This is a genomic window from Streptomyces sp. NBC_01298, assembly GCF_035978755.1.
GTDB lineage: Bacteria > Actinomycetota > Actinomycetes > Streptomycetales > Streptomycetaceae > Streptomyces.
The window spans coordinates 1,017,590-1,039,243 of record NZ_CP108414.1; the positions used below are offsets into that span (position 1 = coordinate 1,017,590).

27 protein-coding genes are annotated in these 21,654 nt (G+C 67.6%); 21 read left to right on the forward strand and 6 right to left on the reverse strand.

All coding sequences use genetic code 11. The annotated features are described in order from the left end of the window. The first annotated feature begins 164 nt into the window (after positions 1 to 164). Together OG730_RS04665 and OG730_RS04670 are read left to right on the forward strand one after the other, a co-directional pair. Positions 165 to 2,120, forward strand: coding sequence for a WD40 repeat domain-containing serine/threonine protein kinase (locus OG730_RS04665; RefSeq protein ID WP_327302959.1), 1,956 nt, complete (start codon positions 165 to 167; stop codon positions 2,118 to 2,120). Positions 2,121 to 2,263: 143 nt separating this feature from the next. After that, the gene (locus OG730_RS04670; RefSeq protein WP_327302960.1) at positions 2,264 to 2,494 is read left to right on the forward strand and encodes a hypothetical protein; all 231 of its coding nucleotides are present in this window, start codon (positions 2,264 to 2,266) and stop codon (positions 2,492 to 2,494) included. A 46-nt stretch (positions 2,495 to 2,540) separates the two neighbouring features. On the opposite strand, the gene OG730_RS04675 is transcribed toward OG730_RS04670, so the two are convergent. Further along, a complete protein-coding gene (locus tag OG730_RS04675) occupies positions 2,541 to 3,020 on the reverse strand; it encodes an NUDIX hydrolase (RefSeq protein ID WP_327302961.1) in 480 nt (159 codons plus the stop codon). A 281-nt stretch (positions 3,021 to 3,301) separates the two neighbouring features. Between OG730_RS04675 and OG730_RS04680 the strand changes: the two genes are divergently transcribed. The 5 genes from OG730_RS04680 to OG730_RS04700 all read left to right on the forward strand — a co-directional run bounded on the left by OG730_RS04680 (position 3,302) and on the right by OG730_RS04700 (position 7,196). Then, positions 3,302 to 3,508 (forward strand): hypothetical protein, encoded by a 207-nt coding sequence (locus OG730_RS04680; RefSeq protein WP_327302962.1) that lies wholly within the window; start codon positions 3,302 to 3,304, stop codon positions 3,506 to 3,508. Positions 3,509 to 3,855: 347 nt separating this feature from the next. Next, positions 3,856 to 4,467: an NPCBM/NEW2 domain-containing protein gene (locus OG730_RS04685; RefSeq protein WP_327302963.1), complete on the forward strand. Its 612-nt coding sequence runs from the start codon at positions 3,856 to 3,858 to the stop codon at positions 4,465 to 4,467. Positions 4,468 to 4,557: 90 nt separating this feature from the next. Continuing rightward, positions 4,558 to 5,226 (forward strand): ParB/RepB/Spo0J family partition protein, encoded by a 669-nt coding sequence (locus tag OG730_RS04690; protein WP_327302964.1) that lies wholly within the window; start codon positions 4,558 to 4,560, stop codon positions 5,224 to 5,226. Beyond that, positions 5,223 to 6,650, forward strand: coding sequence for a methyltransferase domain-containing protein (locus OG730_RS04695; protein WP_327302965.1), 1,428 nt, complete (start codon positions 5,223 to 5,225; stop codon positions 6,648 to 6,650). The genes OG730_RS04690 and OG730_RS04695 overlap by 4 nt, the downstream gene beginning before the upstream one ends. 15 nt (positions 6,651 to 6,665) lie before the next feature. Next, positions 6,666 to 7,196, forward strand: coding sequence for a hypothetical protein (locus OG730_RS04700; protein ID WP_327302966.1), 531 nt, complete (start codon positions 6,666 to 6,668; stop codon positions 7,194 to 7,196). An 81-nt stretch (positions 7,197 to 7,277) separates the two neighbouring features. On the opposite strand, the gene OG730_RS04705 is transcribed toward OG730_RS04700, so the two are convergent. Beyond that, positions 7,278 to 7,499 (reverse strand): hypothetical protein, encoded by a 222-nt coding sequence (locus OG730_RS04705; RefSeq protein WP_327302967.1) that lies wholly within the window; start codon positions 7,497 to 7,499, stop codon positions 7,278 to 7,280. Positions 7,500 to 7,582: 83 nt separating this feature from the next. Between OG730_RS04705 and OG730_RS04710 the strand changes: the two genes are divergently transcribed. The 3 genes from OG730_RS04710 (at position 7,583) to OG730_RS04720 (ending at position 10,497) form a co-directional block, all read left to right on the forward strand. Further along, positions 7,583 to 8,344 (forward strand): hypothetical protein, encoded by a 762-nt coding sequence (locus tag OG730_RS04710; protein ID WP_327302968.1) that lies wholly within the window; start codon positions 7,583 to 7,585, stop codon positions 8,342 to 8,344. Positions 8,345 to 8,423: 79 nt separating this feature from the next. Continuing rightward, entirely contained in the window at positions 8,424 to 8,972 is a 549-nt protein-coding gene (locus tag OG730_RS04715) for a hypothetical protein (protein ID WP_327302969.1), read from the forward strand. Then, entirely contained in the window at positions 8,959 to 10,497 is a 1,539-nt protein-coding gene (locus OG730_RS04720; protein ID WP_327302970.1) for a terminase large subunit domain-containing protein, read from the forward strand. The genes OG730_RS04715 and OG730_RS04720 overlap by 14 nt, the downstream gene beginning before the upstream one ends. Here the strand turns inward: OG730_RS04720 and OG730_RS04725 are convergent. Continuing rightward, a complete protein-coding gene (locus tag OG730_RS04725; protein ID WP_327302971.1) occupies positions 10,483 to 11,349 on the reverse strand; it encodes an abortive infection family protein in 867 nt (288 codons plus the stop codon). The two genes, OG730_RS04720 and OG730_RS04725, sit on opposite strands and share 15 nt — an antisense overlap. A gap of 141 nt (positions 11,350 to 11,490) precedes the next feature. Between OG730_RS04725 and OG730_RS04730 the strand changes: the two genes are divergently transcribed. Further along, positions 11,491 to 13,266 (forward strand): hypothetical protein, encoded by a 1,776-nt coding sequence (locus OG730_RS04730; RefSeq protein WP_327302972.1) that lies wholly within the window; start codon positions 11,491 to 11,493, stop codon positions 13,264 to 13,266. Here the strand turns inward: OG730_RS04730 and OG730_RS04735 are convergent. Then, on the reverse strand, positions 13,244 to 13,792 hold the full coding sequence (locus OG730_RS04735) for a hypothetical protein (RefSeq protein WP_327302973.1): 549 nt from the start codon (positions 13,790 to 13,792) through the stop codon (positions 13,244 to 13,246). The genes OG730_RS04730 and OG730_RS04735 overlap by 23 nt on opposite strands. 103 nt (positions 13,793 to 13,895) lie before the next feature. Here OG730_RS04735 and OG730_RS04740 point away from each other — a divergent pair, with 103 nt between their 5' ends. From OG730_RS04740 to OG730_RS04765, 6 genes are all read left to right on the forward strand, one after another. Continuing rightward, complete coding sequence (locus OG730_RS04740; RefSeq protein WP_327302974.1) at positions 13,896 to 14,567, forward strand: hypothetical protein; 672 nt, start codon at positions 13,896 to 13,898, stop codon at positions 14,565 to 14,567. 139 nt (positions 14,568 to 14,706) lie between these two features. Next, positions 14,707 to 15,105: a head decoration protein gene (locus tag OG730_RS04745; RefSeq protein WP_327302975.1), complete on the forward strand. Its 399-nt coding sequence runs from the start codon at positions 14,707 to 14,709 to the stop codon at positions 15,103 to 15,105. Further along, entirely contained in the window at positions 15,105 to 16,154 is a 1,050-nt protein-coding gene (locus OG730_RS04750; RefSeq protein WP_327302976.1) for a major capsid protein, read from the forward strand. Before OG730_RS04745 ends, OG730_RS04750 begins: the two co-directional genes overlap by 1 nt. After that, positions 16,151 to 16,342 carry a hypothetical protein gene (locus OG730_RS04755; protein WP_327302977.1) on the forward strand — a complete coding sequence of 64 codons (192 nt, stop codon included), beginning with the start codon at positions 16,151 to 16,153 and terminating at the stop codon, positions 16,340 to 16,342. Before OG730_RS04750 ends, OG730_RS04755 begins: the two co-directional genes overlap by 4 nt. Positions 16,343 to 16,399: 57 nt before the next feature. Continuing rightward, entirely contained in the window at positions 16,400 to 16,720 is a 321-nt protein-coding gene (locus OG730_RS04760; RefSeq protein ID WP_327302978.1) for a hypothetical protein, read from the forward strand. 78 nt (positions 16,721 to 16,798) lie between these two features. Continuing rightward, positions 16,799 to 17,479 carry a class I SAM-dependent methyltransferase gene (locus tag OG730_RS04765; RefSeq protein WP_327302979.1) on the forward strand — a complete coding sequence of 227 codons (681 nt, stop codon included), beginning with the start codon at positions 16,799 to 16,801 and terminating at the stop codon, positions 17,477 to 17,479. Here OG730_RS04765 and OG730_RS04770 read toward each other — a convergent pair. Together OG730_RS04770 and OG730_RS04775 are read right to left on the reverse strand one after the other, a co-directional pair. After that, on the reverse strand, positions 17,460 to 18,620 hold the full coding sequence (locus OG730_RS04770; protein WP_327302980.1) for a hypothetical protein: 1,161 nt from the start codon (positions 18,618 to 18,620) through the stop codon (positions 17,460 to 17,462). The two genes, OG730_RS04765 and OG730_RS04770, sit on opposite strands and share 20 nt — an antisense overlap. Before the next feature lie 735 nt (positions 18,621 to 19,355). Beyond that, positions 19,356 to 19,967 carry a hypothetical protein gene (locus OG730_RS04775; RefSeq protein WP_327302981.1) on the reverse strand — a complete coding sequence of 204 codons (612 nt, stop codon included), beginning with the start codon at positions 19,965 to 19,967 and terminating at the stop codon, positions 19,356 to 19,358. A 14-nt stretch (positions 19,968 to 19,981) separates the two neighbouring features. On the opposite strand from OG730_RS04775, the gene OG730_RS04780 reads away from it, so the two are divergent. The 4 genes from OG730_RS04780 (at position 19,982) to OG730_RS04795 (ending at position 21,393) form a co-directional block, all read left to right on the forward strand. Then, positions 19,982 to 20,350 carry a hypothetical protein gene (locus OG730_RS04780; protein ID WP_327302982.1) on the forward strand — a complete coding sequence of 123 codons (369 nt, stop codon included), beginning with the start codon at positions 19,982 to 19,984 and terminating at the stop codon, positions 20,348 to 20,350. Then, a complete protein-coding gene (locus OG730_RS04785) occupies positions 20,343 to 20,753 on the forward strand; it encodes a DUF6093 family protein (RefSeq protein WP_327302983.1) in 411 nt (136 codons plus the stop codon). The genes OG730_RS04780 and OG730_RS04785 overlap by 8 nt, the downstream gene beginning before the upstream one ends. Positions 20,754 to 20,869: 116 nt before the next feature. After that, positions 20,870 to 21,157 carry a hypothetical protein gene (locus OG730_RS44220; RefSeq protein ID WP_442815172.1) on the forward strand — a complete coding sequence of 96 codons (288 nt, stop codon included), beginning with the start codon at positions 20,870 to 20,872 and terminating at the stop codon, positions 21,155 to 21,157. Continuing rightward, positions 21,154 to 21,393, forward strand: coding sequence for a hypothetical protein (locus OG730_RS04795; protein ID WP_254387884.1), 240 nt, complete (start codon positions 21,154 to 21,156; stop codon positions 21,391 to 21,393). Before OG730_RS44220 ends, OG730_RS04795 begins: the two co-directional genes overlap by 4 nt. The last annotated feature ends 261 nt before the right edge of the window (positions 21,394 to 21,654 follow it).

Consider the following 21,654-nt stretch of genomic DNA (forward strand, 5'->3'; position numbering starts at 1 on the left):
TCCGGATTCGATTCACCATCTCGCAGTCCCTCTTCACGACCGGCAGCCGTCTGCGGGCCCGCTGGACCGCCCCCCTGAGTCCGCATCGCACTCTGGCGTCCTCGCAAAGCTCGGCAACGAGTAATCTGCTCTGGCTGCTGTTGTCGACACGATCAGGGGGGACCGTGCGGCAGGGAGAACGGATCGCAGGAAGGTACCGGCTCGATGAGCGGCTCGGACGCGGCGGGATGGGCGAGGTGTGGCGGGGATACGACCTCCAACTCGGACGCCCGATCGCACTGAAGCTGCTCGTGGAGCTCGATGCCGCGGCTGAACTGCTGGAGCGGTTTCGGCGCGAGGCGTCGATCGGCGCACAGTTCCAACATCCAGGAATCACGGTCGTGCACGACATCGGCCAGCACGAGAACCGACTGTTCATCGTCATGGAACTGCTTGAGGGAGAAGACCTCGCGCGGGCTCTGGCCCGCTCGCCCGCAGGCCTCCCCATAGCAGAGGCCGTCGATCTCGCGGCGCAGGCCGCGGTGGCACTTGCAGCCACACATGCCAGAGACGTGGTGCACCGCGACCTCAAGCCCGCCAACCTCTTCCGACTCACCGACGGACGGTTGAAGATCTGCGACTTCGGGATCGCACGCGGCGTACAGGTCACGCAGCAGCTCACGCGCACCGGCTGGATGCTGGGCACGCCTCCCTACATGGCACCCGAGCAGTGGCGCGGCAAAGACATCGACACCCGCTCCGACCTGTACGCGCTCGGCTGCGTGCTCCATGAACTGCTCGTCGGCGCCCCACCCTTTCCTGCCGAGGGCCACCCCCTCGCGCTGATGCACCGGCACTTCGATGAGAAACCCGCCGCCCTGCGCTCAATCCGGAGCGAAGTTCCGGTCGATCTCGAAGCGTTGATTGCCGAGCTGCTGGCCAAAAACCCCGATGCGCGCCCGGACGCGTCAGCCACAGCCGCACGCCTCCACGCGATCCAGCATTCCGCTGTGTCCCAGATCGCACCACTCGACCGCAGCTCGGCTCCCATCGGCCTGGGCTCGGACAGCGCCACCGAAACCGCCGCACCCACTCCTTCCAGGCGTGGTGACACTGCCACGCCCGCCGGGTTACGCCGGCCTCGCCGCCGCAGCATCATCCTCGGCGGCGCAGCAGCCCTGGTCACAGCCTCAGGTGCCACCCTGATAGGGCTGAGACTCGCCGACGACACCAGCCCAGCACCGCACCTGTGGTTCACCCTGACCGGCCACACCGGTGTGGTGAGCTCAGTGGCATTCAGCCCTGACAGCAAGACCCTCGTAAGCGGCAGTTTCGACGGCAACTTCCGGCTCTGGGACCTCGCCACCCGCACCAGCACCGCCACCCCGGTCGGCCACAACGACGCCCCAATATCGATGGTACTCAGCCTTGACGGTAAGACCCTCGCCAGCGCCGATACCTCCAACGTGGTCCGACTCTGGGACTTCGCCACCCGCACCAGCACCGCCGCGCTGAAAGCCGTCGGTCCTATGAACGAGGTCGCTTTCAGCCCCGACGGCAAGACTCTCGCCAGCGGTGGTGGCGAGGGGTCTTGGGCTGGCGGCGACGACAAAAGCGTCGTCCAACTCTGGGACCTCGCTACCCGAACCAGCACCGCCACCCTGACCGACAAGTCTCAGAACGTGGGCTCGCTAGCGTTCAGCCCCAACGGCAAGACCCTCGCCGCCTACACCGGAGCCGTCCAACTCTGGGACCTCGCGACCCGCACCAGCACCGCCACCCTGACCGACAAGTCTCAATCCGTGCGCTCGCTAGCGTTCAGCCCCAACGGCAAGACCCTCGCCACCGGCAACGACGACAAAACCGTACAGCTCTGGGACCTCGCGACCCGCACCAGCACCGCCGCCCTGACCGGCCACACCGATTCCGTGAGCTCGGTAGCTTTCTCTCCCGACGGCAAGACCCTCGCCAGCGGCAGCGACGACAGGACCATACGGCTCTGGGACCTCGCGACCCGCACCAGCACCAGCACCCTGACCGGCCACACCGATTCCGTACGGTCGGTGGCGTTCAGCCCTGACGGCAAGACCCTCGCCAGCAGCAGTGTCGACAAGACCGTACGACTGTGGAAGCTCAGCTGAGCCCCTCCACACGAGAGCCAGGTTGCGCACTCGTCCAGCACCGCCTGCCTCGTCCCAGGTCGCCGTCTACCGCATCGGCGTTCACCACCCTCGGCACCCCGGACGAGGGTGTCGAGATCGCGCGAGGCCTGAACATCGACCTCATGCCGACCCCCGAACGCCGCGCCCGCGCCTGGACGGACATGGCCCGCATGTGGCACGCGCTCGGCAACGGCGATGAGGCGTTCGCCGCTCTGCGTCGCGTCGAGCAAGAGGCGGCTCAAGAGGTCCGGCGGCCTGCGCTGCGGGCGCTGACGTCGAGCCTTCTCTACAGCCCGGCGCACCTGCAGGGCCTTCGAGAGTTCGCCCTGCGCACCGGGGCCGTGTCCGCCTGAGCTGGCTGACCCCGTCCAGGCGCCGGGACACGGGTTCGGTGCGCGATCACGGCGCAGCGAACCAGGCTTGCGGCTCGGCCTTCTCGACGAGCGCGATGATCTCCCGCATCCGCTCGCTCATCGACGGCAGGGCATCCAGCGCGAACCACCCGACCTCTACCGACTCGTCATCGCACACCCGAGGCGACTGACCCGGGTCTGCCGGACGGCAGGCAAAGACGATCTCCAGGTACTGCGCCCGGTCACCGTTGCCGTGCCGCACCGGCGGGGATGCCGTCACCGCCGCCAGGCGCTCCACCACCACCCGTACTCCAGTCTCTTCGGCCACCTCCCGCACGATCCCGGCGGCCGGCGCCTCGCCGGGCTCCAGGATCCCGCTCAACGGCGTCCACAACCCCGCAGCAGAACGACGTTGCAGGAGCACCCGATCGTGCTCATCGAGGACAACGCCGACCACCCCTGGCAGCCACAGCAGGCAATCAGGACCGACCACAGTCCGTAGATCTGACACAAAATCAGGAATCATGCCTCCAGACTAGGGCGAGAAGAGGGCCATTGGCGGGCATTCAGAATGCCCTCCCGCCCGCCACCTACTGGCCAGTCGGGGCCGACGAGGACGACGCCGGGGGGACTTCGGTCAGGTGACGGCCCCGCTAGGGTCACGGCCGCACCGGGGATACGGGTGAGGTGGGTGCGGAGCAGGTGGCAGAGAATAGGCCGCCGCACGTGCGTTCTGCCTAGCCGAGGCCCCGCTCCCCCGTCTACGACGATCCGACCTCGGCACTCGACCCATGCGCCGAAGAAGCGATGCACGAGCGGATCCGCGCCCTCAACGCCGGGCGCACCGTCACCCACCGCCGCGACGCCTCCCGCAACGCAGACCGCATCCTCGTCCGCGACACTGGTCGGGTCCTCGAAGAGGGGACACACGAATCCCTCTTGGCCCAGGACGGGTCCGAGTACGCGGCAAGGCGGGAGGAGCCGGCCACGACTTACAACGACCAGCCCGTCTAAGGATTGCCTTGAAACCGCCGATCACGAGCGCGGGATCTCAAGGCCGGTGGCGAACTCCAGCCACCGACTGGCTCGGCCAAGACTCGCGCCCAGCCATTTTCCGCAGAAGCGCGATACAGCAGAGCTACCGCCTCCGCTCTACACCCCCGTTGAGTCCCAAAGATCCATGGCGCACATGCAATGGCGCAGCTATCGTCTCGATATCCGTTGCATGCAGGGGGAGTTGAGGCATGACAGGCACCACAGGGACACCCGATCCCGGGGGGATTCCTCCGCTTCCGGCGGATCCTCCGAGTGTCGGCCCGTCGACCAGCCACTCCGGCCATCCGCCGCAGTGGGCTTGGTGGGTGATCGGCATTGTCGTACCGGTACTGGGCATAGCAGCCACTCTTCTGGCGACATCAAATAAGAGCGGTAGCACCGCAGCTCCTACGCCTCCGGCGACGACAGCTCCTCACGACTCCCCCACACCGGGACCACCCTCCTCATCTGCATCCACCCCGGAGGGGTCACCTGCCGCTCCTCCGCCAGCGTCCAGTCCCACACCAACACCAACAGGCTCCAAGCAGGTATCACTCACCACACTGGATCCGGTCGCCTACACGTCCTTCGGAGCGTCCACCGCAACCCTCGATGGCAAGGCCTACGACGACTCCCTTGTCTCAAGCGCCCCCTGCCCGTTCCGCGGAGACATCGAGTTCAACCTCGGCAAGCAATGGAAGAAGATCAATCTCGCGGCCGGCATGGATGACAACTCGGTGCCAGGGTCGGTGGTGCTTACCATCTCCGCCGACGACGAGGTCCTCTTCCGTGGATCCCTCTCACTCGGGAGCGTCCGGGAACTACACCTCGACATCACCGACAAGCTCCACATGAACTTTCACTACGACGGTGGAGGTAGTGGCTGCGACGGCAGCAAAAGATGGATTGTCCTAGGAAACCCCAGCCTGTCGAACTGAACAGCTACCCCTCTCACATCAGCTACGGGCAGCCATAGCGCGACGCGTTCGATCACCTAGGCTCGAAGGTGGGCGCGGGGCTGGAGCCCCGTGTCCACTGACGCACCCCGTATTCCTGCTTCGCTGGCCGACCTGGCCATACCGCTCGCGGACCTGGCCCCCTACTACCGCAACCCGCGCTCCGGCGATCTGGACGCGATCGGGGAGTCCCTGTCCACACACGGCCAGTACAAGCCGATCGTGGTCAACCGCGGTACGCACACCGGGCGTCCGAACGAGATCCTCGCGGGCAACCACACGGCGAAGGCAGCCCGGAAGCTCGGCTGGGATGACATCGCGGTCACCTGGCTGGACGTCGACGAGGCCACGGCTGCGAAGATCGTCATCGTCGACAACCGGACCAGCGATCTGGCCGGGTACGACACCGCCCTCCTCGCGGACATCCTCACCGACCTCCCGGACCTGGAGGGGACCGGCTACGACCAGGAGCAGCTGGACGACCTCTTGGACGACACCTCGCTGCCCGCGCCGATTGAGCTGCCGAGCGACGGCGCCGGCACGGGGGCCGCCGCGACCGTCGACTACCTCCAGTGGGGGTACCTCCAGTGGTCATCCACCCGTGTGCGGATCACGCAGGACGAGGTGGAGTTCCTCAACGCGATCTACAAGCGGTACGTGGACGAGCAGGACTCCGACCTCGGGTTCGGCTGGCACGTCCTCAACGAGGAGCACCACGCCAGCGAGGAGAACGCCGCGTGAATCCCCTCGACGTACGGTTCGATCCCGCCTACCCGCTGGATAAGCTCCGCCCGGCCGACTACAATCCGCGTCGCCTCTCGGAGAGTTCGTTCGTCCGACTCCAGGGGTCGCTGCGCCGCCACGGCGTGGTCAAGCCGGTCATCCTCAACGCCGACGGGACACTGGTCGCCGGCCACCAGAGAACCAAGGGACTGAAGGCGATCGGGCAGAGCACCGTGCCTGCGGTGATCCTTCCGCAGAAGGTCCGTCTCCAGGACGAGATCAAGTTCAACCTCCTGCACAACCGCGTCGAGACCGAGAGCAGCGTCGTCTACGCGGAGGCCGGACCGATCGGCCAGTGGTGCTGGATTCCGTGGCAGAGCATCGAGGTCATCGCCTCCCGCAACCTCCCGTTCCAGCAGGCCATCGGCTTCATGACCGCAGCTCACGGCCCGTGGGGGTCTGTCGTCATCGATGACCAGGGTCGTGTCGTGCTGAACGCGGAGTATGCGGCGGTCGCGAAGGCGCAGCGGTTCGACATCCTCGCGTGGACCGTGGCCTCCTTCGATGCCGGCCAGCTGGTCGAGGACCTGACGGGCGAGTACGGCGTCTACGACTGGACGGGGCTGGAGGAGCAAGCCCCGGTCTGGAATCAGCACATCGTTCAGCCGAACCGGCTCCGCGAGCACTCCTCGAAGGCGAAGGCGGACAAGGTCCGCTACAAGTCGGAGGTGTGGGAGCGGCTGGTCCTGCCGTGGCTCACGACCTCGCACCGGGTCGTGGACTTCGGGGCCGGGCACGGCGACTACGCGAAGCACCTGCGCGCGCAGGGCTACCGGGTCCAGGACTACGAGCCGTACCGGACGCTCAAGGGCAAGTACAGCCTGGACGTCCGCGGGATCGTGTCCATGATCCGCGGTATCGAACGGGAGCTTCGTGAGGGCGGGTTGTACGAGGTCGTCGTTCTGGACTCGGTGATCAACGCGACCACCAGCCTCGAATACCAGCACTGGGTGCTGCTCACCGTGAACGCGCTCTGCGCGGCCGACGGGCAGGTGTGCATCGGCACCCGGAACCTGGAGCGCGAGAAGGCGTACGAGAACTCCGAGCACTCCATCAGCCGCGATTCGACACGTCTCGCGTTCCTGGACGAGCACAGCGTTGACATGCGGTTCGTGCGCGGGAAGTGGCAGCGGATCCGGTACCACACCCCAGAGTCGCTGCGCGGCCTCCTGTCCCGCTATTTCGAGGAGGTGGAGCTGAGCGACACCACGCGGGCCACGGTCAAGGCCGTCTGCCGCAAGCCGCGCCCCTTCCCCATCGAGGAATACGAGGAGGCCTTTCGGAATGAATTCAATATGCCCTACCCCAACGACTTCCGACATGACAAACATAAGGGAATCATGGAAATTCTGATAGAATTGATCAAGGGCAGGAATAGTTAAATGGAGGGGTAGTAAATGGAATCGGGGGCGGACCTTAAGAGGGTTCGCATAGAAATAGAATCACGCGACAAGTACGGCATTATGTGGCTGGCGGGTATACGTCAGCTCGACCTGACGCAGCACTGTCTGAAGACGTTCGCCGAGTGCGACAGGCCGAAGGTGGACCGCCGGCTGAAGCGGCAGACTCTGCTGCTGCCGGCAGATTCGCCGCCCGTCGCCTGGTACTTGTGCGCACTGCCCATCCCGTGGGACTGGAGCCGCAACGCTCACCTCGCCTTCGAGTACGCGCCCGGCGCGTCATGGGATGGGGACGCACTAGTGCCTGGACTCGGCGTGCGGCTGGCGAACGCCCAGCCCATCACCGGCTGGGGTGAGCACTCCATCCCTTCCGATGCACCGCTCCGACATGCACACCTCTACCGGACCTGCCGCAACTGGCAGTTCGGCTGGTGGCTGCGACAGCACCGGATCGTGCCAGATTCACCCTCGCAGGCCGCAAGAGTCGGCACGGAAGGTAGCCCCTCGGGGCAACTCACCTTCGACTAGAGAACCTGGCGCCACCTCGGCGGTTGACGAGGTGACGAGCCGGGCTCGCCGGGCCGGACACCACGTCCGGCCCGGCATCCCTCACGATCCCAGCAGCGTCTGCACGAGGCTGATCAGCTTGTCCACCCCAACCAGCCGCACGAGGGTCAGTGCCGTCCAGACCCAACCCGACGCGTCGAACGACCAGCTGCTCTTCCCGCGGTGCTTCCCCATGACTTCCATCCCCTTCGAACGAGTCCCGGCCTTGTGGCCTTCGATTCCGAAGTGGCGGGGTTCGACTTGGGGTTCGGCGATCGGCTTCAACACCGAACCCCGCGAAGGCGCAGGCCGGAGCCGTGTAGAAAGGGTTCGGACGAGGTTCGGTCCGAACCCTTGGGAGGGGACGAGTGGGACTCGGAAGCGATCTTGAGGACTTGCGGCGGGCATCCTGGCTGTCGCTTGATGTCATCGTCGACAGCGCCAAGCTCGCAGGGGTGGGACTGAAGAAGACGTCGCTCAGCGAGTGGTTCAACGGCAAGACCATCCCGAGCGATCCCAAGAAGTTCGCCTACCTCGTCGACCTACTTGAGGGGCAGGCGTCACAACGCCCCGGGCACAAGCGTCGAACAGTTCAGGAATGGGAGGCGCGCCGGAAGAGCGCCTCACGCGCCAGGCAATCCTCTCGGCGGAGCACGTCCCCGGCCGCCTCCGAGGCCCCTGCGCTGGACACTCCCCCCGGCCTGAGCCCCGGGGAGGGGGATCGGCTGCCACGGGCTGCGGACGTGGCCAAGGCTCAACGCCTCCTTGAAGCTATGCCACCCGAATCTAGGTGGGTCACACAACTCCGAACTCAGCCAGTATTCACCCGACTGAGAGATGAGTTCCAAGACCCACTTTATGCCGCTCAGGTGGTCATCCATTCGGAGATTCGACGCTTCAAGGACTCGGATCTGCAAGCCGCATACGACTCCTTCCGTGAATCCCTCGACGCTTTCGTTGCCGCTCTTGGAGAACTTGAGTACGACGAAGAGAAGGGACTTTCCTATCTCCCCCTCGTCTACGATCGAGATGCTTCACTGGAATTGATGTCATCCACCAGGAAGGTCTTCTTCGCACGGTTCGAGTCGTTGCTCGAGCTCTTGGCAGACGGGAACCTGGACTCCGTGTAGCGCCCAGCCCAGCGTTCGCCGAGCCTCCCCTCTGCTACGGGATCATGGAGGGGTGGCGCGGGGCCCTGGAGTTGTGTTCATGGGCCGCCCCACCCGGGCCGTGCGTGCTGCAATCACCCAACGCCGCGCGGACGCCATTGATTTGAAACTGGCCGGCGTCGACTGGCTGACCATCGGGCGGAAGCTCGCCGCAGATCCGTCGATCAACTCCGATGGTGTCGCCTACCCGCAGGGGTACGGCATCGACACCTACAAGCGGGGCGACGAGCCCCCCACCGACTCCCGGCTGATCGAGCTCGCCTGCAAGGACGTGTCCAAGGCACTGGCCGAACGCAGCACCGCGCTGGACGACAGCGCGGACGAGCTGCGCAAGCTGATGGTGGAGCGCCTGGAGCGGCTGTTCTTCGGCGTCTACCGGTCCGCGATCCGTAACGGCGACCTCCAGGCCGTCGACCGCGCCGTGCGCATCATCGAGCGCAGCAGCCACCTCCTGGGCCTCAACCGGCCAGTGCGCACGGAGGTGTCGGGCCCGGACGGCGGTGCAGTCCAGGTGGAGACCGCGGGGCTGGAAGAGCTTCAGCGGCTGATTGCTCTGGCAGGCGACCCGGGCGAGGGTGGCCAGGGCTGATGAGGCTGCGGTCCTCCAGCTGTACCGGTCGCTTCCCGCGCCGCGCCGCCGTGAGATAGCCGCCGCCTCCACACCCCAGCTCCGTGCCCAGCTCGCCCGCATCGAGCGGGACATGGCGATGGACCGCTCCCCGGGGGCGATGGCTTCCGTCCTCACCGAGGGGCGGGAGATGCAGGCCCCGCACCTGGGGCTGATCGACGCTGCCTTCGAACGGGTCGCGGCCGGTGTCCCGACGAAGCTGCTGCTCACCATGCCTCCCCGGCACGGCAAGAGCCGAAGGGCCGCCCGGTGGGCCCCGCTGTGGTACCTGCGGCGGCGCCCGGAGCACCGGGTGATGATCGCCTCCTACTCCTCCGACCTGGCCGATGACCACGGCCGGTGGATCCGCGACGCGATCCTCACCTACGGGCCGCAGATCGGCATCTCGCTGCGGCCGGGCTCCTCGGCGGCGAACCGCTTCGACCTGCTGGGGACCGAGGGCGGCGCCGTCATGGCCGGCGTGGGCGGTGGCCTGACCGGTAAGGGCGCCCACCTGGCGGTGGTCGACGACCCGATCAAGGACGCTGCGGAGGCGTCGAGCCCGACGATGCGCCGCCGATTGTGGGAGTGGTGGCAGGCCGTCCTCCTGACCCGTATCGAGCCGGGCGGCTCGGTCATCCTCATCCAGACCCGCTGGGACGAGGACGACCTCGCCGGACGAGTCCTCGCCGACGAAGGCAGCCGCTGGACCGTCATCGACCTGCCCGCGCTCGCCCTGTCCGACGACGACGCACTCGGGCGTCAGATCGGCGGCCCACTCTGGCCGGAGCGGTACGACGAAGCCGCGCTCGCCGAGATCCGGCGTTCCGTCGGTGAACGCGTCTGGTGGAGCCTCTACCAGCAGCAGCCCCGCCCGCAGGACGGCGGAGTCTGGGACTGGGCGTGGATCACCGGCAACCGGATCAGCGCCGCGCAGCTGCGCGGCATCGACCTCAGCAGGATCGTGGTCGCAGTCGACCCTGCCGGGGGCGAGTCCGCCGTGGGCGACGAGACCGGCATCGTCGCGGCGGCCCGCGACGCCGAGGGCCACATGTACCTCTTGGACGACCGGTCCGGGAACCGTGGAGCCGACGCCTGGGGCCGAGAGGCGTGCCTGCTCGCGATTGAACTGCGAGCGGACGCGATCGTGGTGGAGGCCAACTACGGCGGTGACATGTCGAAACAGATCCTCCACCAGGCGTGGCAAGAACTTCAGCGCGAGCAGCGCACGGAGAACATGCTGATGCCCGCCGTGCTCCCGGTCACCGCGAAGCACGGCAAACGGCTGCGGGCCGAGCCCATCGCCCAGCTGTACGAGCAGGGACGCGTCCACCACGTCGGGCAGTGGCCGCAACTGGAGCAGCAGATGGTGACCTGGGTCGCCGGCATGGACTCCCCCGACCGGATGGACGCCGCCGTCCACGCCATGACCGAGCTCGCTGACCCGCAGCGCAGCGGCGCCACATCATCCAGTTACCAGGACGGGAGGCTCTCAGGTCGGCGGTGAGGGTGCCGGCCGCGCCTTCCGGTCAGCGGCATGTGCCTCGATGTAGAAGGTCGCCGCAGCCACCGCAGCCGACACTGCCAAGCGCGCGGTCGCAACATCCAGGGACGGGCCACGACTCAGGCCGTGGCCCGTCCCATAGCCCGCGTTTCGCAGCTCGGCGGTATTGAAGACCAGCTGAGCGAGAGATCCGAGCACCTTCTTGCGTTGCTCAGCTCCCGGCTCGTCTGCACGGACTCCTCCCGCGTCCAAACCAAGGCTCGCACTCGCCTGCTTGGTCAGGGCGGGGATCTCCTTCTTCGTCTCCGGCCCGTTACCGTGCAGCCCCAGTACCGCCTTCAGCACAGTCTCCAAAAGCTCCTTCGAGGAGCCGATCGCCTGGGCTGGGTCGTCTCTCAGTCCTTTGCGGATACGGGCTGCATGAGCATCAACATCTGGCAGCCCCAGACGTTCGGCCGCCGCCTGGAGCTCATCCACGCCAGCGTCGAACTCGCCCCCCTCGTAGATTTCGTCATAGAGGGGCCGGTCATTTTCGGCCAGCCATTTCGGGAGGTTCAGCATCCGTTCCGCCACCTTGAAAGGCTCCGGACTGATGCCGGTTACCACCAGTCCGTAGGAGCCGTGTCGGACCGTCCTACCCTGCGGCCGGAGGATCTCCTCCATGATGTCGAGGACGCAGGCGTAGTAGTCGTCGTCCCCCCAGTCGAGGCTGCGAAGGAGCCGTGGATGGCTTCGCACTTCGTCCGCGAAACCGGTCTCGTAGCCGAACTCCAACCACTGGCCACGGTTGAAGGATGCCTCCGCCGCCTTGGCGACGGCGAGAATGATCTTGCTCGGCTTGACGTCAGTCCGCACAGCGCCTCTCCCACTTTGGTCAACGATTCACGTTATCGGCGGAGTTGGTCCCGCCGCGCCCCGATTAGCGCAGCTGAGCGCCGACACCCGCTCGCTCACCTACGCTGAAGGCGGCGTGGGGCTGTCGAGGGTGATCTTCTCGTGGGCCTGCGCACTTTCGTGTCCGACGCCTGGTCGTGGCTGAACTACAAGCCGATGATGACGGCCGCCAGCGGCGGCCACCCTCATCGGTCCCTCGCACCTCAGGTGCAGTCGACATGGGTTCCCCGTGATGCTCTGCGCCGGCTGGCCGCGTACAAGATCCTCGCGGCATACGACGCGAATCAGGCTGGGGAGCTGGCCGTCCTCACCGGCAACGAGGCCGGCGCCGAGCGGCGCGAGTTCGGTGACGCCGCCGTCTTCGTCGACACCGCGCTCGCGCACCTCCTCGGCAAGTCCCAGCAGATCGTGGTGGCGGGCGCCGAGCACGCCGGGGCCGACGAGCCCGACCCGCAGGCCCAGGCGGCGGCCGCCGTGCAGCTGCTGCTGCGTGGCTGGGCAGAGAAGGAACTGTTGCCCCTGCGGATGCAGGCCGCCGAGCGCAAGGCGGTGCTGCTTGGGGATGCGGTGTACCTGCTGGCCTGGGATCCGGACAAGGGGAGGGCGCGGCTGCGGACCTTCGACCCCGGGTTCTACTTCCCCGTGTTGGATGAGGATGCGGATCCGGGCGACTACCCGCGGCGCGTCCATCTGGCCTGGGAAATACCCGAGGACGCCGAGCACGGAGTGAAGGCGCGGATCCGGCGCATCACCTACGAGCTGGGGCCGATCACGGCGGCGACGCGCAGCACGACACCGGACGCCGGGCGTACCGGCCGGGACTTGGTGGCCGATGGGGCGGGCGGGTGGCTGCTGGAGACCGGTGACGTGTTCCGTGCGGACAGCGGGACCATCGAGCGGACCTACCCGTGGGCGGACCGGCCCTCCAGCACCACCTGCTTCCTCACCGACGCGGAGTGGAACCTCGATGACCTGCGCCACGGGCAGAGCCTCGATGACCTGCCGTTGGACAAGGCCCGGTTCCGGACCCGCTCGGACGGAGAGGTCCTGCACCGTCTCGATCTGCGCTTGGACTTCCTGCCAATCATCCACATCAGCAACACCGTGGCCGACGGCGAGCACTTCGGGCAGTCGTCGCTGGCGCCCGTCATGCAGGTGCTGGACGAACTCGCGGAGACCGACACCGACTCGGCGCGCGCTTCGGCGACGACCGGCGCCCCGATCATCGGTCTGGCCGGCGCGCGCGCCGAGGTGGACCGGGTCACCGGTAGGCCCCGTCCGCTGTCGGTGGAGCCGGGCACCATCTTCCAGTTGGCCGACGGCGGGCGCATGGACGTCCTGGACACCTCCGGGCAGCTAGCGGAGCTCCGGGCCCGCGTGGAGGAAATCCGGGATAGGGCGGCCGTCAACGCACGTCTCCCCGCCGTCAGCCTGGGCACCGTCGATCCTTCCGACGTCCCCAGCGGGTACGCCCTCCAGCTGTCCCTGGGCCCGCTGGACTCCTTGGTCGATGCGATGCGCCTGGCCCGCGCGCACAAGTACGGGCTGCTGTTCAAGATGGTGCAGAGGCTCCACCAGGCCGGGCAGGCGGACGGCTGGCCCGCCGGTGAAAACCTGCCGGTGCGCCTGGCCTTCGGGCCGCACACGCCTACGGACCGCAGTGCCGTCCTGGACGAGGTGGTGCGCGGTGTCGGGGCCGGTGTGCTGAGCCTGGAGACCGGCGTACGAATGTTGCAGGACGCCGGCTACCCGATCGAGGATGCCCGCGAGGAGGTGGATCGGATCACCGTGCGGCGGGAGAAGCTGGCACCGGCCGCAGCCCGCTCGGCCCAGCCGGGCGACGAGGAGGAGGACTCTAGTTCTCCGGAGGGGTCTTGAAGTCCGACTTCCGCTTCGTCTTGAACCGCTCCGTCTGGGCCTGCGCCGACTCGCGCATGTCCTCTTCGGAGACCTTCTGCTTGGTGCCTCCACCCCACTGCGTCACGTAGGTCCCCTTCCCGCCAGGGACGTTGTCGATGCGGGAGATGAACAGGCAGTCGCCTGCGAACTCACCGAACTCCGGCCCCAGCACTTGGCCTTCCCTGGGGTCCCGCCCGGCGGCGAGCTGCTTGCCGTCTTCGTCGAAGATGACGCGTTCTTCCTCCGATGCAGCCGTCCGTACGCAGGAATCCGTCGAGGACCCGGGGACGGTGTACTCGGCCTCTTGCAGAGCGGCCGTATACGCGGTGAACGGTGTGCGGTCCACCCACGGCTGCCACAGCCACAGGCCTCCGCCCACCACCAGGACCACTACGGCCCCGGCAGCCAACCACGCCTTCTTCGGTCGCCTCCCGGCCGCTGCCGTCTTCTCGAGCGATACGCCGTCGATCTCTTCCACGATGCCCCCTCCCACCTGGATAGTCATGTTGATCATTCCAGGTGAGGGGTATCGAGGAAGCCGCAGGGCGTCACGCTGGCGTACGTAGACTCGCTGATGGCGCGGGGACGTCGAGGAGCTGCACGTCCTGATGTCCCGCACCATGCCCAATCCCGGTGCCGTCCTCGGCTACCGCCGCGACGGCCGCCCGATCTTCCCGATCCTGGGCGCCTCCTCCGAAGACCCGTCCAACGCTGCGGCGAAGGTCTCCTTCGACCAGCATCAGCTTCAGCAGCTGATGGCCCGCGAGAAGGATCAGGGGCAGCGGTCCGGCGCCCGTGCGCTCGTCGAGAAGCTGGGCTTCACCTCGGCCAGCGAGCTGGAGCAGTTCATCACCCAGCAGCGCGAAGCCGAAAAGGCACAGCTCACCCAAGCCCAGCGCCGCGAGCAGGACCTGGATGCCCGCGAGGCAGCCGCCATCCAGCGCGAGGCAGCAGCGAGCACCCGCGAGCGGGACGCCGCACGCCGCGCCACCCTGGCCGGACTCGGTGCGACGGGCGAAGACCTCAACGACGCCGTGGCCCTGCTGCGCGTCCCGGATGACGCGGACGATACCGCTGTGGCCGAGGCCGCGAGCGAGCTCCGCAACCGGCGCCCCGAGCTGTTCACCACCGCTCCCAAGACCCCCGACGCGATCCCGCCAGCACCGGGCGGATCTCCCGCGTCGGTGCCGCCGCCCCGCCCGGGTGGCCAGACCAGCAAGCCCGGCTCTGCCGGTCTCGCGATGGCACGGCGCCGAGGCATGCTCCCCCCGGCTTCGTAGCCCGCGCGCAGCGACAGCTGCCCGCCGCGGGGACCACGCCCCGCTCTCTCCTCGTGGACCGTGCCACCAACTCCGGTGTGTGCGTGTCACCTCCAGCACTACAGGAGACAGCGGCTTGATACAGCCGTACACGACCTCTGTGACCGTGACCGCTGACCGGGACTGGCTTGCCTCCCGTCACGGCACCGACTCCACCGAGACGATCACCCTCGACCTGGCCAAGCTCACCAAGAGCACCCACTACTCCGAGCCCACCGCCACGGCCCCGCATGGCTTCGTGCGGTCCGGTGTGCCTGTCGGCCGGATCACCGCATCTGGCCTGTACGGCGCCTACGATCCTGCGGCCACCGACGGCCGCCAGGTCCTCGCCGGCCTCGTCTATGCGGAGGCCGTGTTCACCCCGGGCACCGTGAAGGTCCCGGCGGCCCTGCTCTGGCACGGCACGGTGAAGACGGCGAAGATCCCCGGCGGCATTGATCCGTCGAAGATCGCCGCGAACCCGGCGGGCGCTCAGATCCGCTTCCTGGCGGTGAGCTGATGAGCATCAGCGACCTCCTCAAGGGCGTGTCCGTCGCGGACCTCACCGTGTACGCGCGCTCGATCCCCAACCCGGGCGACTTCCTCCTGACGCAGACCGTGTTCGCGGAGACGCAGGTCCAGGACGTGAAGTGGCGGATCCGGAACTCCAAGCGCCGCGTCAACACCGCCTCCTACCGGGCGTACGACACGAGCGTCCCGTTCGCGAAGCGCCAGGCGGAAGCCACGCAGACCGAGGGCACCCTGCCCGCGCTCGGCCAGAAGCTCCTGGTGGGCGAGATGGAACAGCTCCTCCTGGATGCCGCGCGCGGCGCCGACGAAGACCGGCTTGTCGAGCTGCTCTACGACGATGTCGAACGACACGTCGAAGCAATCCGCTCGCGCCTGGAGCTGGCCGCCGGTGATGTGCTCCTCGACGGCAAGTTTTCCCTCGCCGGCGAGAACGGTCTGACCGTCGAAGTCGACTACGGCGTACCGGCGGCGAACATGCCGACCGCACCCAAGCCGTGGTCCGATCCGACGTCCGACCCGCTCGCGGATGAGCTTCGCTGGATCGACTACCTCGACTCGATCGGCGCCCCGGCCCCGGAGATGGTCCTCACTTCCCGAAGGGCGTGGTCGCACCTCGCGGGGAACGGCTCCTACCGGGCCGCGTACCACGGCACCCCGTCCGGCGCGCAGACCCCGACGTCGGTCCTGACCCCCGAGCAGGTCAACAGCGTGCGCGGTACGTACGGGCTGCCGCCGATCACCCTCTACAAGGCTCAGGTCTGGCAGGACGACGTGTCCAAGCGCGTGCTGCCCGAGGACAAGTGGATTCTGCTTCCGCCGGATCGGGCCAAGTGGGGACAGACCCAGTACGGCACGACCGCCGAGTCCCTGGCCCTGTCCCGCGGCACCGGCTCGCAGATCGAACGGGAGGAGGCCCCGGGCATCATCATCACCCGCGGTGCGCAGGACGACCCTGTGCAGATCTGGACCAAGGGCGCCGCGGTCGCCATGCCGGTCCTCGCGGCTCCGGACTGCCACATCACGGCGACGGTCCTGTGAGCGCCGCTGTGAAGGCCATGGGCGTCCTCGCTGCCACGGTCCACGTCCTCGACCCCGTCGAGCGCGTGCCGATCGTCCTGACTCCGGGCACGGAGGTCACGGACCCCGCCGTCGCCGAACAGATCACCAACCCTGCGTGCTGGGAGACCGAACCGGCGCCACCGAAGACCACCCGCAAGACGGTGTAGCACCCGGCCGGGGAGGAGCAGTCCGCTCCTCTCCGGCCCCGTATGTGGAAGGACCGCATGGACACCGAGGTACTGCGCTGGCTCCTGGCCCAGCTCGGGCCCGACACCGACCCGAGCGACCTCGCGCAGCGATACGAACGCTGGCACTCGGCTCGTGCCGTCGCGCAGGAGGTTCTGACCGAGCGGATCAGCTCCCTGCTGGCCGACCCCCTTCGCGTCAGCGTCAACGGCATCGCCACGATCGACCAGTCCGGCAACGTGGCTGCCCTCGAACGGCGGCTCGCCCAACTCACCGGACAAGCCGCACCGGACGACGTGGTTGAGAGCATGCTCGAGGTCGTCACCGGCATACCGTTGGTTCCCCGCCAACGACGGTGAACGATCCGCGTTTCGCCCCCTCGCCGGGTGCTGGCGCCGTATCGTCACGGCGACCGCATGGGAGTGAGGGGCTCTTGGATGGCCACTAACGATGTGAACCACGCTGCCTGGCAGGAGTACGGCCGCCATCACCTTGAGCGGCAGACCGCACTGCCCGAGGTCGATCGGATCGACTGGGCGGGCTGGGGCACCGGGCCCGGGTCCGAGTTGCTGGGTCCTGTCACCGGGGTCCGCATCTTGGACCTCGGGAGCGGTGTAGGCAGGCACGCGGCGCATCTTGTGCGGGACCACAGCGCCGTGGTGGACGCGATCGACGCTTCGGCCACTCAGTACCAGCGGGCCCGCCATCGCTACCCGGACATGGCCGGGCTGAACCTGCTGCACGGCGACGCGGTGGAGCATCTGGCCCGTGCCGAGCCCTACGACTTGATCTATGCGGTCAGCGTCTTCCCGTTTGCGGAACCAGCTCGGATCGTTCCTGCCGTTGTCCAAGGTCTTCGTCGCCGGGGGCGGTTGGTGTTCTCGGCTCTGCACACCAGCGTCACCGGCCAAGGGCCGGCGAGTGAGGTTGTTGCTCGGCGGGAGCTGATTCGGCTTGCGGGCGGCGTGGAAATCCCGACGGACATGTACGTGCTGGACTCCCCGGTGTGGGTTGGGCTCCTCACGGATGCCGGGCTGGTCGTCGACGAGGTCCTGACCCTGGACTACGAGGGCGAGGCTCCCGTGTCGTTCCGCGTGTTCAGTGGCCACCGGCCGTAGAGGGGTTGTCGAAGCGATGGTCCACCGCAAACTGGTGTGCCTCGGCCAGGATCCCGACAAGGGCAACCACCTGGCCGCCAGCGAGACGGTGCATGCGCTCAAGCACTTTGGAATCGTCCAGGGAAGCGATCCAGGCGTGCAGCGCATCTCGCCCCGGGCTGTCCGGTAGCGGCGCGAGAAGGTCAACAAGGCTCGCGCGCGAGACTGCGGCGCTGATTCTGACGGTCGCGCGGTCGGCTGCTGGGATGGTTCCTGCGCCGAGCAGGGCCTGGCGGGCGTCGTCGTGGCCCGTTGTGATGTCCAGCTGCGGAGGCAAATTCGGCACGTCAGCCGCCCCGGTGACCAAGATCGGGATGGCCGCGGTGCGCACCCACTTCTCCAAAGCCCCCAGCTCGGCGGCGGCTACGACCCAGGCATCGGTGTGCGGGCGCTGCAGCGCAACCGTGGGGAACACGTTCAGGAAGATCCGCTCCCCTCGAGGAACGGTGGCCAGGACGCTGCCTTGTGTCAAGGCGATACTGCGGCCCGCACCCGGATCCGGAGCAATCGCCACTTCGACGCTTTGGTCCGGCGTGTCCGGGTACACGGCTCCGACACGCGTGGCGGCGAGGGCTGGCATACGGTGCTTGGCCAAGTTGGTGTGCATAGCCAGGACCCTGAGCGGGTGATCATCGACGTCCGTCTGCTGGAATGGCTGCAATAGGCGGAGACGTTCAACCAACGGCTGTCCGGCCACCAGCGGGGGGATGTCTGCCCGCCGCCGCCCTCTCAGCCACTGATCGAAATCGCGCTCAGTCGCAGTGGCAGGGACCTCGATCCGCGGCGCCTCCTCCCTGGTCAACGGCCTGCCGAGAAGGAACTCGACTTCGGCGTACAGGGTGTGCTCCAACGCGGCACGAAGCTGTGTTAGAGCGTCGGCCACCAGACGAGGGATAGCGGCAGGCAGAGGTGCGATCGCCTTGACCACCATGTGAGACCGATCGCCCTCCGCGACTTCTCCCAAGGTGAGCGGGCCTTGCTCAGAGTACGTGTGTATGAGGCGGATGGTCTGGTCGATGGTGTGGTCCACGTGGGCCAGGGTGTGGGTGACGTGAAGTTGGTGATCAGGAAGCCAGGCGTAGGCGAGATCAGGGTGGCTCATGGGCAGAGCGTAGCCAGCGTCTCGACCGCAGGCTCCGGGATATTCGCCGCTCGCTGCTTCGCTAACGGGCAGAAGAGAAAACGGTCAGGCCGCCCTGCGTGTGCAGGATCGGCAAATCCAGCCCGAGCGTCGCACCGCAGATGGCCGGCGCGTGGATTCGTGGCCCGCGATGCAGCGGATGCGGTGCGGGGCATGGACACCCCGCCACCCCGACTCCAGAAGGGTGGCGCCGGCCGCAGCGAGCCTTTCCCGGAAGGCTGCCTCTGCGACCTCTGCGCATCGTCGGGCACAGACCCGGCAGATCCCTTGCCCTTGCTGAAGGTTGGCAGGGCGAGGGGTCACGAGATGACCGGCGGCGCAACGCACGGCGTGAGGGGTCGAGTTTCCCAGCCAGGCGGCTTCCAGGAGCTGCGCGCCAGAATCTGCCAGCAGGGCCTTGAACGCCTTCTCCGCGCGTAACGAGTACGCGGGGCGAGGGTGGTGCACGTGCTCTCCCGGGTCGTAGAACGCCTCTCCGTACGCGCGGAACCGCGTACCTAGAACTTCTACCCCAGGTGGCCCGAAACGGGCAGAAGAGAATCCGGACAACGCCAGGACGCGACGGGGATACGACTGTGCCCCGTTCTCCCTGGAGAGGACGGGGCACTCGGGTCCGATAAGCACAGCAGCCAGCTTTGGTTAATGGACGCGCTTCACGCTACGGCACCGAACGAGACGGTCCCGGAGAGCGGTGTCTCAACGCCGACGCAGCCACTTCACGCGTGACTTCCACCAGGCCCCTCGGTACAGCTGCCACCACTGCGGCAGGTACCAGAGGTCTGCCCGGCACACGTCGGTGAAGTCGCGCTGCATGGCCATGGCCTCAGCGATTGCCGCCTGAAATTCCTCGTCGCTTGAGCTGACCTTGTCCAGCACCGCGGATGTCTTGTCCATGACGTCGTCGGCGGCGGCGACAGGCTCGGCGTTACCCACCAACCGCATCTCCAGGTATGCCTGAAGCAGTTCGGTCTGCCGTTCGTGCACCATCATGGCGAGCTCTCGCCTGGTCCTCTGCGCCATGAGCTGGGGGCCGAATTGGCGCTCAATCCGCAGGTACTGAGCAAACGAGACGCCCTCTGCGAGTGCGTGTTGGAATCGGCCGTACACGGTCCGCCGCTCATCTCGTCCTCCCAGTCGTGGAGCTGTGCGCGTCAGCAGCTTGCGGGAGACGGAACTGACGGCCGTGCGGGCGGCAGCCGCAGCCGCAGCGGAAACAGGATCGACCATGCCGGTATCCAACCCGATGACATCAGGTCCATGCCATAGGCAGGTCGAATGAGCGGGCCGCAGGGCGTGCTGTTCGCGCACCTACTGTCCAGAGCATGAGCAAGTTTGATCAGCCCCGTCGCATTCGGATCGCCGCGCCCCACGATGAGCCTCCGGTGATCGAGCTCGACGGCCAGGACGTTTCCGCCGCCGTCGAGGTCTACAGGGTCATGCAGGCCCCGGGCGAAGCCCCGGAGGTCACCCTGTACGTCAACACGGAGTGGCAGGGGTTCGGCTTCGACGGGCTCGCAGAGGTGATGGCCGAGCCGTCCGACCTGAGGCACGTCGTGATCGGATTCCTCGACGCCGTGGACTCCCAGAAGCTCGACGAGGCCGTGCTGAACCGCGATGACCTTGACGGCCGGCCGGGTGAGCTGACCCGCGGGCTGCTGGCGCAGCTCAGGGAGTGGGCCCTCAGTGCTTGACCAGGCTGGGGTTGCTCGCTTCGCGGAGCGGCACTTGATGCCGGACACGGTGAAGGTGACGCGTGATGTTGGTGAGCAGGTCCTAGATCCGGAGACCGGGCAGCTGATCGACGGGCCGCCGCTGGTGGTCTACGACGGGGACGCCGGGCTGTATCCGCAGCAGGAGAAGATCCGTAGCCGGGGCCGGGACGGGGCGTGGGTGGAGGAGATCCGGGCCGGGTACAAGCTGCTGCTGCCGCTGTCGGCGCCGGAGCTGGAGGACCACGATGTGGTGCTGGTGGTCGAGGCTCGTGACCGGCAGGCCGAGGGCCGTACGTACGAGGTGACCACGCTGGGCGAGGTGTCGTCGTTCCCGGTGCTGCGGACCGTGTGGCTGGAGCAGCGCAACCGGAGCGCCCAGTGAGTCGGGGGAAGGGTTCGTTCAACCATCCGGCGGCGCTCGCGACCCTCTTCGATCAGAAGGGGCTGGCTCTGCGGTCGGAGTCGGAGACCGCGGCCCGGGTCAGTGCGGCGCTGCTGGTGGCGTCGATCCGGCAGCGCGCGTCCGGCCGTCCGGGCCCGAGGGTGATCACCGGCCGGTACAGGGCTTCGTGGCAGTCCGAGGTGACTGCGGCCGGCACAGTGTTCGTCGCGCAGATCGGCTCGAATGCCCCGCAGGCCCGGAGGCTGGAGTACGGGTTCGTCGGGACGGACAGCCTCGGCCGCCGGTACGCACAGCCCCCGTTCCCCCACGTCGGACCTGCTGTCGAAGCATCCGGGCCGGTCGTCGCCCGAATCCTGGGTGCTGCGGTGGAGCGTGCCCTGTGACCGATCTGGCCACCGACGTGGAGACGGTACTGACCGAGGTCCTGGGCGGACACGAGCGGGGCATCCTGTCCCGCGCCATCGTCGTTGCCGAGGTCCTGGACGTGGACGGCGAACGCTCCCTGTCGGTCATCACCACCCCGGGCCTCAGCGAGTGGGACGCGCTCGGGCTGTGCCGGTACGGAGTCCTCAGCATCGAGGGACCGGCCGCCGCCTACTTCACCCGGGACACCGAGTGATCGACCGCGCCCCGCTGACGACCGCCGTCCGCACGATGCTGGCCGCGGCAACCGGTCGGCCCTGCGGAGTCGGGGGGCTTCCGCTAGTGGGCGGCAAACCGGCGCCACTCCCGTACAGCATCCTCTACCCCCTAAGCGGATACGTCGATGGGGCGCCATTCTCCGACGCTTCCGAAGACGCACACCTCACTTACCAGGTAACAATCGTCGCAGCGCGCTTCGACCAGGCCGAGTGGTTGGCCGACCGGATACGCGGCGTCC